15 protein-coding genes are annotated in these 12,400 nt (G+C 38.8%); 3 read left to right on the forward strand and 12 right to left on the reverse strand.

All coding sequences use genetic code 11. The features are described from left to right. Window positions 1–299 precede the first annotated feature (299 nt). The 8 genes from G529_RS0105960 to G529_RS0106005 form a co-directional block, all read right to left on the reverse strand. The gene (locus G529_RS0105960; RefSeq protein ID WP_026914673.1) at window positions 300–635 is read right to left on the reverse strand and encodes a hypothetical protein; all 336 of its coding nucleotides are present in this window, start codon (window positions 633–635) and stop codon (window positions 300–302) included. Between the two features lie 455 nt (window positions 636–1,090). Continuing rightward, window positions 1,091–1,492, reverse strand: coding sequence for an alternative ribosome rescue aminoacyl-tRNA hydrolase ArfB (gene arfB / locus G529_RS0105970; protein WP_026914674.1), 402 nt, complete (start codon window positions 1,490–1,492; stop codon window positions 1,091–1,093). Next, on the reverse strand, window positions 1,492–3,030 hold the full coding sequence (locus G529_RS0105975; RefSeq protein ID WP_026914675.1) for a DUF4301 family protein: 1,539 nt from the start codon (window positions 3,028–3,030) through the stop codon (window positions 1,492–1,494). The genes arfB and G529_RS0105975 overlap by 1 nt, the downstream gene beginning before the upstream one ends. Further along, window positions 3,027–3,599 (reverse strand): AAA family ATPase, encoded by a 573-nt coding sequence (locus G529_RS0105980; RefSeq protein WP_026914676.1) that lies wholly within the window; start codon window positions 3,597–3,599, stop codon window positions 3,027–3,029. Before G529_RS0105980 ends, G529_RS0105975 begins: the two co-directional genes overlap by 4 nt. Beyond that, window positions 3,560–4,192, reverse strand: coding sequence for a nicotinamide riboside transporter PnuC (gene pnuC / locus G529_RS0105985; protein WP_026914677.1), 633 nt, complete (start codon window positions 4,190–4,192; stop codon window positions 3,560–3,562). The genes G529_RS0105980 and pnuC overlap by 40 nt, the downstream gene beginning before the upstream one ends. Beyond that, entirely contained in the window at window positions 4,176–4,436 is a 261-nt protein-coding gene (locus G529_RS0105990) for a thiamine-binding protein (protein WP_026914678.1), read from the reverse strand. The genes pnuC and G529_RS0105990 overlap by 17 nt, the downstream gene beginning before the upstream one ends. Window positions 4,437–4,937: 501 nt before the next feature. Beyond that, window positions 4,938–5,639: a phosphoglycerol geranylgeranyltransferase gene (locus G529_RS0106000; RefSeq protein ID WP_026914680.1), complete on the reverse strand. Its 702-nt coding sequence runs from the start codon at window positions 5,637–5,639 to the stop codon at window positions 4,938–4,940. Further along, on the reverse strand, window positions 5,636–6,286 hold the full coding sequence (locus G529_RS0106005) for a 4'-phosphopantetheinyl transferase family protein (RefSeq protein ID WP_026914681.1): 651 nt from the start codon (window positions 6,284–6,286) through the stop codon (window positions 5,636–5,638). Before G529_RS0106005 ends, G529_RS0106000 begins: the two co-directional genes overlap by 4 nt. A 63-nt stretch (window positions 6,287–6,349) precedes the next feature. Here G529_RS0106005 and ahcY point away from each other — a divergent pair, with 63 nt between their 5' ends. Together ahcY and G529_RS0106015 are read left to right on the forward strand one after the other, a co-directional pair. After that, window positions 6,350–7,666, forward strand: coding sequence for an adenosylhomocysteinase (gene ahcY / locus G529_RS0106010; RefSeq protein WP_026914682.1), 1,317 nt, complete (start codon window positions 6,350–6,352; stop codon window positions 7,664–7,666). A 200-nt stretch (window positions 7,667–7,866) separates the two neighbouring features. Beyond that, window positions 7,867–8,886: a hypothetical protein gene (locus G529_RS0106015; protein WP_026914683.1), complete on the forward strand. Its 1,020-nt coding sequence runs from the start codon at window positions 7,867–7,869 to the stop codon at window positions 8,884–8,886. 73 nt (window positions 8,887–8,959) lie between these two features. Here G529_RS0106015 and G529_RS0106020 read toward each other — a convergent pair whose 3' ends face one another. The 4 genes from G529_RS0106020 to G529_RS16350 all read right to left on the reverse strand — a co-directional run bounded on the left by G529_RS0106020 (window position 8,960) and on the right by G529_RS16350 (window position 10,951). Continuing rightward, entirely contained in the window at window positions 8,960–9,367 is a 408-nt protein-coding gene (locus G529_RS0106020; protein ID WP_026914684.1) for a hypothetical protein, read from the reverse strand. 106 nt (window positions 9,368–9,473) lie between these two features. After that, a complete protein-coding gene (locus G529_RS0106025; protein ID WP_026914685.1) occupies window positions 9,474–9,707 on the reverse strand; it encodes a hypothetical protein in 234 nt (77 codons plus the stop codon). Window positions 9,708–9,791: 84 nt separating this feature from the next. Beyond that, window positions 9,792–10,772, reverse strand: coding sequence for an HNH endonuclease (locus tag G529_RS0106030; protein ID WP_245566896.1), 981 nt, complete (start codon window positions 10,770–10,772; stop codon window positions 9,792–9,794). Continuing rightward, a complete protein-coding gene (locus tag G529_RS16350; RefSeq protein WP_340139878.1) occupies window positions 10,769–10,951 on the reverse strand; it encodes a hypothetical protein in 183 nt (60 codons plus the stop codon). The genes G529_RS0106030 and G529_RS16350 overlap by 4 nt, the downstream gene beginning before the upstream one ends. A 220-nt stretch (window positions 10,952–11,171) precedes the next feature. On the opposite strand from G529_RS16350, the gene dinB reads away from it, so the two are divergent. Then, window positions 11,172–12,392, forward strand: a complete 1,221-nt coding sequence (gene dinB, locus G529_RS0106040; protein ID WP_026914687.1) for a DNA polymerase IV — start codon at window positions 11,172–11,174, stop codon at window positions 12,390–12,392. Window positions 12,393–12,400: the final 8 nt, after the last annotated feature.

Here is a 12,400-nt window from a genome sequence, read left to right on the forward strand (position 1 = left end):
GCTGCAAAGGTAAGAATCTTTAACTCATATGGTTTTAAAAGAAAGCATAAAAAAAGAGGCTTTAAAAAAGCCTCTTTTGGTAGCCTGCAAAATTTCAACTTTGCAAGTAACTGGTTTCCATTTGATCAGATCTTCATCATGAACTTTTAAATTTACAGAAATGGATCTGGTGTTAGTTGTTACGGTAGTTCCATCCGGATGGAGCCGACTGCTGCCAATTCTGTAAACCTTAAGTTTTCAATCTTCATAGGTGATCCAATTTGTCTTGAGTTGGGATCTCATATAACAGACAGTACTTACTAATCAATATCTTCCTCTTTTAGCCAGTTCCCATCGGCATCTATAAATACTTCTTCATGCTCTCCTTTAACGTCCAGTTTAAGCTTATAGACTTTCGTTTCATCCTCTTTGGTCATCACCCATGCTTCGCTGGCTACTGCGTCATTATAATCTGTCATGACCGCATCTTTGATATTTTGTGGTAAAGAAATGACATCGATAGACTCAAACTCATTTGCTTCCTGTTCCATTTCCACTTCTGTTTCCACCTCTATCTCTTCATCCTGTGCATGTAAATTTCCTGTCGTAAAGAATAGAGCTGCAATAGTCGCGGTACTTAGAATAAACTTTTTCATAATGATTGTTTTGTGGTTATGGAAAGCTTAGAGTCAAAATCATACCAAACTCAGTGTATTAAATACAAGTTTCTGGTTTTCAATTCAATAGAGTACTTCGTGATCGAGCTTTCACATTTAATTATGTAGATATTCTGTGATGTTTATGAATGAGGTGTGGAAAACTGGAATCAACCAGTTCGGGAATTATCAAAAAACAGAAAGGGCTCCCGAGGGAGCCCTTTCAATCCGAAAATCTAAATTATAAAACAAAATAAATTAAGTGTAACTCATTTTGTTCCCAATACTAACCTATCTTCTTAATAGTAATAATTGTACCAAACTCTAAAACTCTGTTCATATCCCTTAAACTCCAGTAATACAGGAGTATATAATAATTTGAGTCTCTAACATCAAGATGCCAAGCGCGAAATAAACGTGGAATCTACATAAAAACTGAGGAATTAATACCCAGATTACTTCAACGGATCTCTTCTATTTGCCTTGATCTCTGATCTTTTTTTCTTTGAGTGCAACCTTTTAAGCTTGGAAGCACGAGAAGGTTTCGTCTTTTTGCGAGGTTTCTGTTTCTTTAAAGCAGACTTCAGTAAATCCAGAAAATTTTGGATGACGATCTCGCGGTTGGAATGCTGACTCCTGGAATCCTCACTCGACATTTTCAAAAAGCCTTCCCGGTTGATCCTGTTGGCGAGCTTCCTTTGTATTCTGCTTTTCTCGGTTTCTGAAAGCCCTTTTGAATCTTCCACATGCCAGCTAAGTTCCACCTTCGTGGCTGTTTTGTTAGCATGTTGTCCTCCGGGACCAGAACTCCTCACGGCTTTAAACTCAAGCTCTGTTTCAATTTGATGTTGATCCATTAAGCCGGTTGGTGAGAATCTTTTAAAAGATCGGCAACCGTTTTTACAGGATTGAAGGTTTCCACAGGAACTTCTACAAAGATCGTATTCCACCGTGCCATCCCGCCATTCCACAATCCAGGTCTCTCCAAAGCTTTTAATTCCTTTCCATCCTTTGTTTTATCTGCAATAAAACTCATTTCTTGGTCTACATATTCATTGAGATCATAAGCTTCTCCTTTGTGGTCTTTGAGTCCGCACACAATATCCACTGGATTAAAATGGGTGGATTCACGCGCTGTTTTAGCCTGTTCAGGATTGTTGTTATCGATCTGTGCCCCTTCGATTATTTGCAGAGAATTATTCCCATCACTGTCTTTCACCAGGAAAGGGCCACCGCCAGGTTCTCCTTCATTTTTAACCATCCCGCACACACGTAATGGCCGGCGAAGTTTATGTTTTAGATTTTCCACAAACATATCGCCATCGCTCCCAGACTTTATAAATAGTTCATCATTCAGAAAAGACTGGATCTCATCCAGCTTGTCATGAGAAACGTTACCCTCGTCGAGGATAGTAAGATATTCATATACTTTATTCTGAACCTTCAGCAGTTTTCCTCCCAGCAATTTTTTATGATCGGCCACATTCTGAACATTGTCTTCAGTAACCACATTATCGATATTTTTTACAAAAACGACATCTGCATCCAACTGATTCATATTTTCAATAAGCGCACCGTGACCTCCCGGCCTGAAAAACAAAGAATCTTCCTTAGTTCTAAAAGGTTCGAATTCATTGGTGACCGCAATGGTATCTGTTTTTGGGTCCTGGTAGGAATAACTAATTTCAAATTTTACACCTGTGGACTTTTCAACCCGATCCTTCACATCCTTCCACTCAGCTTCAAATTTCTCCCGATCACCTTCAGCTACGGTGAAATGTAGCCTGGCGACTCCATTTACTGTAATGTATTGCGCAGCCTCGAACAAATGCTCTTCAAAGGCAGTTGAAATATGGCTATCATATTTATGGAATGGAACAAGGCCTTTAGGCAGATTGCTTAAATAAAGACCATCCTGATCTAAAATAGTATGTACCAGAATCGAGTGCTGGTGATTATGAGACAGATCCTCATAATCCGGGTGAATCTTTCTGGCTTTGTTCACCGCATGATCGTAGAATGGCAATTTATCTATATGGTTGAAAAATCTTTGAAGATCTGCATCGCCCGTTTTGTCAAGATATGTTCTTAGGTCATCATTTTCCGGATCGAATTCTTCGGAAAATTTATGCAAAGCCTTGAACATTCTGGAGGCTGCACCAGAGGCCGGTACGAATTTTAGTATGTTATGTTTCGATTTTTCAGAATTGTAAAAATCTATGAGCTCATGTTTTTCTGAAGTTTCGATCCTGCTTATTCCATTTCCTACCGTAGCGGCTTCAGTGATATTTACTTTAAGATTGCCTCGCTTAAAAATGGCGATCTGGTCTTCTACTTCATCTTTGCTTATTCCTTTTTTCTCAATCTGAAGGATATCTTTTTCGTTAAAATTCACTGGTTATGAGTTTTTAATAGTTGGTCAATCTTTTTTACTGCGGAATTTAATCGGGTTTGCCGATCACCTTTCAGAATCATATATGGTTTTTGATACTTATCGAGCGTTTCCTGAAATCTCTCAAACATTCCCTCACGGTCGTGAGGTTTATCCCTTAGATCATCTGGTGTCCACGGAACATCAATATACGTTAAAAAGTAGAGAGCGTATTCGTTGTTTAACGCATGTTTAAGAAGTTGCGGATCTACGAAGTTGTCGTAATATGCTTCAGAATAAACCTTTATTTCCAGTAGATCGGTATCACATATTAAAATCCTGTCTGCCTGCATGGATTTCTCATTTTCCAAACGCATCTGTCCCCGGGCAATGGGTAAAATATCACGTGGTTCGCAAATCCTGTGTTCCTTGTCCCATACTTTTTGAAGGTATTGCCTCATGAATTCTGGCACCAGCGGTTCAGCATAGTAATTGGAAAGATCTTCAGAAAGCGTGGTTTTTCCTGTGGATTCGGGTCCAAAAAGGACTATTTTCAGGCAGGACGAAGGTCGTTGCGTAAGTTTTTCTTCCATGCTAGATAACCGTAAATGGCAATAATGGTAAATAATAGATATTGTAAGCTGGTTAAAGTTAAGCCTTTATAAAAATACAGCGGTACAGAAATGATATCTCCAATGATCCAGTAGATCCAGTTTTCGATCTTCTTTCGCGCCATAAGCCACATTCCCACAAAGAATATTGCCGTTGTGACCGTATCTACATAAGCCGTCCAGTTATTCCATTTATCGAACCATTCATAGATACCAAAAACCAAGAGCAGTGTTGCAATAAATATGATAAAAGATAGAAGCTTTTCTTTTCTGGTGGTAGAAGTAATTGGTGTAAAGTGATCATCGTCTACTTTCCTGGTCCATACGTACCAGCCATAAATACTCATGGAAAAGTAATAGGCATTGATCATCATATCGCCTAGCAATTCCCATTGCCATAGCAGGTACACGAAGATCATCGTACTTACGATACCGGTTGGGTACACAAGAATGTTGTTTTGCTTGGAATACCAGACAGAAAGAAAACCAAAGATCACAGCAATGATCTCCAGAACGATGTAAAGTGTAGGATATTCTGAGTATTGACTAAACAGGTAATCAAAAATGGGCTGCATAGTCGGAGCGATCAGATTTTACAATTTTTACGTACATGAGTCCGCGGTCGATCGCTTCAAAGGCATTTTTAATCTCTTTATGGAGTAATCCCATCACCTCATCATAATGACCGTATACCTGAGTGCTTAGCGGATTTTCTTTGATGGTGAGTCCCGAATCACGCATTTTTTTTATGAAGTTGATGATCGCCGGTTCGTAATCATCCTGAATTGGGGTGAGTGTAAGTTCTACTGAAATGTTCATAATGACGGTTTGGATTTCAAAGTTAGCCATTATCAAAAGCTTTAACTGAAGTCACCAATTTTTTTTCTGAAATTCATAAATATTAAAGAGTTGGACTATTGCCTTATCAGGTATTTTACCAAATGTGAAATTCCTAAAATGAACAATGTACCACAAATGAATAGTTTGATAATATCTGCTGTATCATCAAATTGAATCTCTTGAAACGTCAGAATCAAACCTATCGTTCCCAAAATAGTATAAAGAACAGATCTTGGTAAAGTCATTTTATGCATTGCCATAAATTTATGTTCGTTACTTGTTATACTATTAATATCTGAATCTTTCTCATTGCGCCTGTCGAAGTGCTGCACTGAGCTTGTCGAAGTGCTGCTCTTCAACCAACAATCTTTTCATACTGTACTATTGAACCTGTCGAAATGCCACACTGAGCCTGTCGAAGTGCAATATTCAGAATAGATAATTGAGCACAGACATTCCAAAGCATATTCCCAAAAGATATCAGTTTTCAAAAGCAGTTCCCATGACCACCATGGTCGCACCAGATTGATAAGCATTGTTCATTTGCTGCCGGTTGCGAATGCCTCCACCCACAATGATGGGGATTTCAAGACTGCTGGCTACCGCCCTGATAATTTGCGAGGAAACCGGAAAATTTGCGCCGCTTCCCGCTTCAAGATAGATCAATTGTTTTCCAGAATATTGTCCTGCCAGCGCTGTATTTACAACCTGTTTTACCTCCTTCTGATCTATAGGAATGGTATTACTTACTTTTTGAACTGATGTTTCCCTGCCACCATCGATAAGGATGTAACCCGTTGGGATCACTTCAAGATCTGAATTTTTAATTTTCTCTACAGAGCGCACCTGTTGCCCTATCAAAAATTCAGGATTTCTACCTGAAATAAGACTTAAAAAAAGTAAAGCATCTGCTTCCGTAGAAATTTGCGAATGATCGCCTGGAAACAGAACCACTGGTAAACTACAACAGTTCTTAATAGCTTTTACCACAGCACAGGTTTCACCCTCTTTCACGGTACTTCCACCCACAAAAATATGCGTGGTCTCTTTTGGTATTTTTTGAAAGAATTCTGAAGCTCTGGCAACATCGAATTTATCTGGATCTACCAGAATAGACAGTAATTTACGCTCTTCAAAAGCTGCCTGCCTGATCTCCTCCAGGTAAGATTGTACCTGAATCATTCAGCTACAGATTCAGAAATTGAAGGCACAGCATACACACAGGTGAAATTCTCAAATTCAAGGAAATCGATATCATACCACGCATCCAGTTCTTGATATCCCACACGAGCGGTTGTTTTCGAATCTTCAAAATCAAAGTCGGTCACATTGATATGCTGTAAAAAACCAACTCCAGGCCTGGCAATCAATTTGTAGACAGATTCCTTGGCACCCCACACAATGGTAAGCTTTCTGATCAAAGCTTCCTCATTCGCCAGGGTATGATATTCGCTAAGCGGAGTAAATTTGTTCGCAATTTTCAGGATCTTCTCGCGCTGCTTCTCTATATCGATCCCTACATCACGATTACTAATGATGATCGCGGTGAAATTGAAGGAATGCGTAATTGAAATATACTTATCGTCCTTTAAATGTGGTTTACCATGATCATCATAATAAAGATCGTGATCTGTATACCCGGCTTCAGCCAATAAATGCCTTATACTCATAAAGCCACGACGGTGAATTTCAGATTTCATACCGTCCACTCTCTTTTGACAATGAGCTGTAAGATCGATCCCATTTACCAGCCAGTCAAATGACTCTTCCACCTTCCAAATGAAGACTTTAGTACGTTCATCAACTGTTATTGTTTTATAAAGAGGCATATATTTTCTAAGCTTTTCCCTATTTTTGCGACATTAAAATTGCTAATATTCAAATATAATAATATGTCAACTAAAACAGTACCGTATACCGCCTATAAAGTCAAAGATATTGAGCTAGCCGAATATGGCCGTCTTGAAATTGAACTTGCTGAAGCAGAAATGCCGGGACTTATGGCATTGCGTAAAGAGTTTGGGGAATCCAAGCCTTTAAAAGGTGCCAGAATTGCGGGTTGTTTACATATGACGATCCAGACTGCAGTGCTTATCGAAACTCTGGTAGAACTTGGAGCAGATGTAACCTGGAGTTCCTGTAATATCTTTTCTACTCAGGATCATGCTGCTGCTGCTATAGCTGCTGCCGGGATTCCTGTGTATGCATGGAAAGGAATGACCGAGGAAGAATTTAACTGGTGTATCGAGCAAACACTTTTCTTCGGGGAAGAGCGTAAGCCGCTAAATATGATCCTGGACGATGGTGGAGATCTTACCAATATGGTGCTTGATGAATACCCTGAACTTGCTGAAGGTATTAAAGGACTTTCAGAAGAAACAACTACAGGAGTTCATAGACTTTATGAAAGAATGAAGAACGGAACATTGCCAATGCCGGCGATCAACGTAAATGACTCTGTAACCAAATCTAAATTTGATAACAAATACGGTTGTCGCGAGAGTGCAGTAGATGCGATTCGTCGTGCTACAGATGTGATGCTGGCCGGTAAGAGAGTAGTTGTTTGTGGATATGGTGATGTTGGGAAAGGAACTGCTCAATCTTTTAAAGGTGCTGGTTCTATTGTAACTGTTACTGAAATTGATCCAATTTGTGCATTACAGGCTGCCATGGATGGTTTTGAAGTGAAGAAGCTTGAAACTGTGCTTCCAAAGGCAGACATCGTCATTACGACTACCGGAAACAAGGACATCGTACGTGGAGAGCATTTTGAAGCAATGAAGGATAAAACGATCGTAGCCAATATTGGTCACTTTGATAATGAGATCGCTGTTGCCTGGTTAAATGACAACCATGGAAGCACTAAAGTAGAGATCAAACCTCAGGTAGACAGATATACTATTAATGGTAAAGATATTATTCTTCTTGCTGAAGGTCGTTTAGTAAATTTAGGATGTGCTACAGGACATCCTAGCTTTGTAATGAGTAACTCATTTACAAACCAGACCCTCGCCCAGATGGAACTTTGGAATAATACAGACAAATATGAGAATGAAGTGTATATGTTACCAAAACATCTTGATGAGAAAGTTGCCAAGCTTCACCTGGAAAGAATTGGTGTTGAACTTACTGAACTTAAACAGGATCAGGCAGAATATATTGGGGTAACGGTTGAAGGACCATACAAGCCGGAATACTACAGATACTAGGAATATTTTCCGATCGGTAAAAAAAGCCTCTGCCCTCACAGAGGCTTTTTTATTTGTTAATTCTAGGCTTAATTTAATCTCACCTTAACATTGGCTCGTTAAAATCTTTAAGCTTGAGTTAAAAAATTCTCTTCTGAAAACCGGAGTTGCTATGTTTCGTAAGTATTAACGTAATCAATAATCAATTAAAAAAATTATCTATGAAAATTTTGAAAAAACCTTTACTGTTTATGGCGATGACCGCTATGTTAGGATTCACTTCATGTTCAGATGATGACGATGATGTGACAGATGATATCGTAGAGATGGATTCTGCCATGTTATATGCTACCACTCATTCTGGATCTGTAGTTCAGTATAATCTTGACGATGGTACTTCATATACAGTAAATACTTCTTCCACAGATGCGGAAGGAATTTTTTATGATGAAGATGACAACTCTTTAATCGTAGCCTCCAGAGATCCTAAACAAATTCAGTTTTACGGAAATGTAGATATGTGGGATGGATCAATGTCTACAGTATCTGCAGATTTTATGAGTGCTAATGATCTAATGAGCCCAAGAGATGTTGCCGTGAACGGTGACCTAATTGTAGTTGCAGATAATGCTGATGTAGATGGTGATGACACCACAGCAGATGGAAGATTTTATATCTATAGCAAAGAAGACAATGGATTTACTTTAAGAAACACGGTAACCGTAGATTTTAAGGTTTGGGGTATCGAGTTTGTTGGAAACACCTTGTATGCAATTGTAGATACCACAAACATGCTGGCTAGTTTTGATAACTTCCTGTCTAATAATACAGATGGAATGGTAAGCGCTACAAAAACTGTTATGGTAGAAGGAATTGTGAGAACTCATGGTCTTGACTATGATGGTGGAACAATGGTGCTTTCAGATATTGGAGATGCAGGATCTGACGCTGATGGTGGACTTCATGTAATTACCGATTTTGACAGTAAATTTAATAATACCATGGATGCTGGAACTTTAGCGCTTTCAGATCAAATGAGAATTTCCGGAGCAGCTACTTTATTAGGTAACCCGGTAAATGTTGCTTATGATGCAGATTCTGATATGATCTATGTTGCTGAACTTGCCAATGGTGGCGGTAGAGTACTGGCTTTTGACGATGTGTCAAACGCGAGTGGAAATGCAACTCCAGCTGTAAACAATATGCTTTCTGGAGTATCTGCAGTATATTTTGAAGACTAATTTAGTTTTTTAGTTTCAAAAGAAAAGCCCGGTCAAATTGACCGGGCTTTTTGCTTTTATTGATTTTGAGTGGTTATTCAGGAATCACTACCGCAGTTTCTTCAGAAAATACGTTCTGGCCTTTTAACCACTCCTGGAAACCCGCTTCTCCCATACGGGCTTTCATTGCTTTAGTGCTTACAGCAGTACCTTCTACGGTCACTCCAGAAACGAAAGGATAGCTGGTGTATCTCACCACACCATCAATTAGCATGTCGTACTCCGGGCCTGCTTCTTCCAATGCTTCATCCATAGCATCTTTAATGTTCCACCCAATTCCAAGGAAATAAGATTTCTTACCCTCGGTTTTTACACCCTGAGCTCTGTCGATGTCAAGGTTTACATTTTTAGAACTAATTACGGTAAAGTCAACCAGCCTAAAAGAGCAACTGGATAATGTCATTGCAGCGATGGCAATGATTAGTAAAGTTTTAAACTTCATTTGGTTAGATTAAGTGTTTCCCCTACTCTCAGGATTTTCGGGTTCCTCCATACAAACGAAGATAGTATTTTTTATTTTATGTCTAAGAGTTAATTTTTATAAGCGCTTAATTTAAGGATAGATTAAATTTTCTCATCATTTTATAGATACAACGAAAGACGGGTTTGGTCGCTTTATCTGAATCTGAATTATCAAATCTGAATTTTATAATCTTTGATCCAGGTTCTTCGGAAGAATTGCTAAAACCGGTGCCATCCAGAACAAACCTGGTTTTTTCAGAAAAGATAAAATCTGTAGCATATTTTTTTATGAGTCCGCGTTTTCCTGAAGAACTTTTCATAATCCTGGGTATTAATGAATTATTAAGTTACGAAAAAAATAGATTGATTATAATCTCGATCAAATTTTTACGAAATATCGGTTGTTATAGTTGAAAGACTTCTTTGTTATGCCACCTTAAAGATTGTAGAGATGGAAACCAACGTTCTTCTCTAGGAAGCATAATTTGATTACCATCGAATTGGGTGATTGAAAACTCTGAGTTTTGATCGTCTACGGTTGGTGAAACTCGAACTATATAATCTGAATTAATTGTGATCAGCCCTCGATCAAAAGCTCTATGCATCGTTGGAGACAATGCGATACCATTAGGAACTGTGTCATCACTAGAAAGGCTGAATGGATAAATATGGCAGGCATCAACCATTTGAACATTATTACTGGTCTCAATCTTAAGTCCAGAAATGCAACAGGTATATTCGTATATTTTTGGAATTGTTCTTTTGAACAGCCCGCCCCGAACGAAAATTTCCTCCTCGAATTCGTCATCTTTTAGGCGTTCTCTTAAGCTGGAAATCTGATTCTTATAAATCTCGGATGATCCATTCAGAATGGAATTTTCGATACTAGTTTCGTCACTGGTTTTTTGTTGTACTGAATATTGATTCTTTGTTGAAGCAAAATATTGATCCAAAATAAATTGTTCAAACAATGTTTTTGAGATAGGATTGTGTAATAGAACATACAACTCCTTGTCAATCTCAGCATATGCCAAATTCTCTTTTAGATACTTGAAGCTTTTAATACTTTTTGATTTTGTAACTAATAGTTTACCACCAGCTTTGGGAATTAAGTACCAAAAGGGTTCAGATTTCAAATGAAAAAAAGGAAGTGAGAAATTAGCGGTGTGACCAGTATCAACAAGCTGCTTCCAATTTCTTTTGAAGGTCAAGATTAATTCTGGAGTGATAAATATCTTATTGGAGTTAATACTTCCATCTTGAATCAACTGAAGAACTGAAAGCAGTAAAATTGGTTTATGCGGAGCACGACCAAGATTCTTGGAATAACCACGGTTCAACTTCTTGAAGTAATTTAAATATTTTACAATAGATTCTTCAATCATAAGTCAAGTTTACCAACAGCTAATTTCTGACGCTCTTTTAAAATAAACGGTGGCATAGGCTCCTCTAATTTCCATTCAATATTCATAGGTTTCTCACCTGAATGACTTTGAAATATTGCCTCCCCCAAAAACACACAACCCATCGTAAATCCATATTCATCCTTAGCTTGTTCTCTCACAAATAATAGAACATTTTTTTCACTTTGAATATACGCTTTTACCTTTGGTGTATTAGGAGATGCACTATTTTGAGTTTGCTAAGTACATGGATTTCAAATTACAGGATTAATTCAACAATTTTTCCAAAGTTCTCATTTCTTTTAACGCTCCCTCAACATCAAAAACCAGAATAAATTTATAATTTTGGAATTATTCCTATTTAATGGATTTATTCCTATTATGAAATTAGAGAAATCAATAATACATCTCGATCTTGACACCTTCTTTGTTTCCGCAGAGAGGCGCCTGGATTCTAAATTGATCGATAAACCCCTTATTGTAGGTGGACTGGGAGATCGTGGTGTAGTGGCAGCCTGCAGCTATGAAACTCGTAAGTTTGGGGTGCATTCCGGAATGTCCATGAAAGTCGCCAGGCAACTCTGCCCACAGTCTATCGTGATCAAAGGGAATGCTTCCACCTACACCAAATTCTCCCACGAGGTCACCGAAGTTATTCGCAGTAAAGTCCCTTCATTTGAAAAGGCCAGCGTAGATGAATTCTATGCAGATCTTACGGGAATGGATCGGTTTTTCGGGATTACCCAGTTTGCGAAAGAACTTCAGGAAACCATCAAAAAGGAAACTTATTTACCAATTTCCTTCGGACTTTCGACCAATAAAGTCGTTTCAAAAATTGCTACCGGCGAAGGCAAACCGTATGCTCAGAAAGTGATCGAAGCAGGTTCAGAAAAATCATTTCTTGCTCCGCTTGCAGTGAACAAGATCCCGATGATTGGAAATAAAACCTTTCAGAAATTATTAAATCTCGGCGTTCGCAGGATCGAGACGATTCAGAAGATGCCTGTAGAGGTTTTGGAGAGCGTTCTGGGAAAGAATGGCCGTACTATATGGAAACGTGCTCACGGGATCGATAACCCTCCTATTATTCCGTTTCACGAGCGCAAGTCCATTTCAACTGAGAGAACCTTTAACCGCGATACCATCGATATGATTCGTTTACACGGTACGCTGGTTGCCATGGCAGAAAGTCTCGCCTACCAGCTTCGCCGGGGAAATAAGCTCGTTTCCACAGTGAGTGTGAAGATCAGGTATTCAGATTTTCAAACCTACAGCAAACAGGTACGAATACCGTATACCAGTGCAGATCATATCCTAATTCCCAAGGTGGAAGAGCTTTTTAAACAACTATACAGCAGGCGCCTGCTTATCAGGTTGATTGGGGTAAAGTTTAGCGGACTCGTGGGTGGTCACTACCAGATCAATCTTTTTGATGATTCTGAAGATATGCTGAATCTCTACAATTCCCTGGATAAGATCAAAAATCGTTTTGGGGAACATGCGGTGATGCGTGCTGCGGCGATGGATGCTAAAACCATTGGCAGAATGAAGAATCCTTTTAACGGGGAACCACCTATCGTTCTTGCTCATAGAAAACAATAGCGATGACT

Source organism: Christiangramia portivictoriae DSM 23547 (genome assembly GCF_000423045.1).
Classification (GTDB): Bacteria; Bacteroidota; Bacteroidia; order Flavobacteriales; family Flavobacteriaceae; genus Christiangramia; species Christiangramia portivictoriae.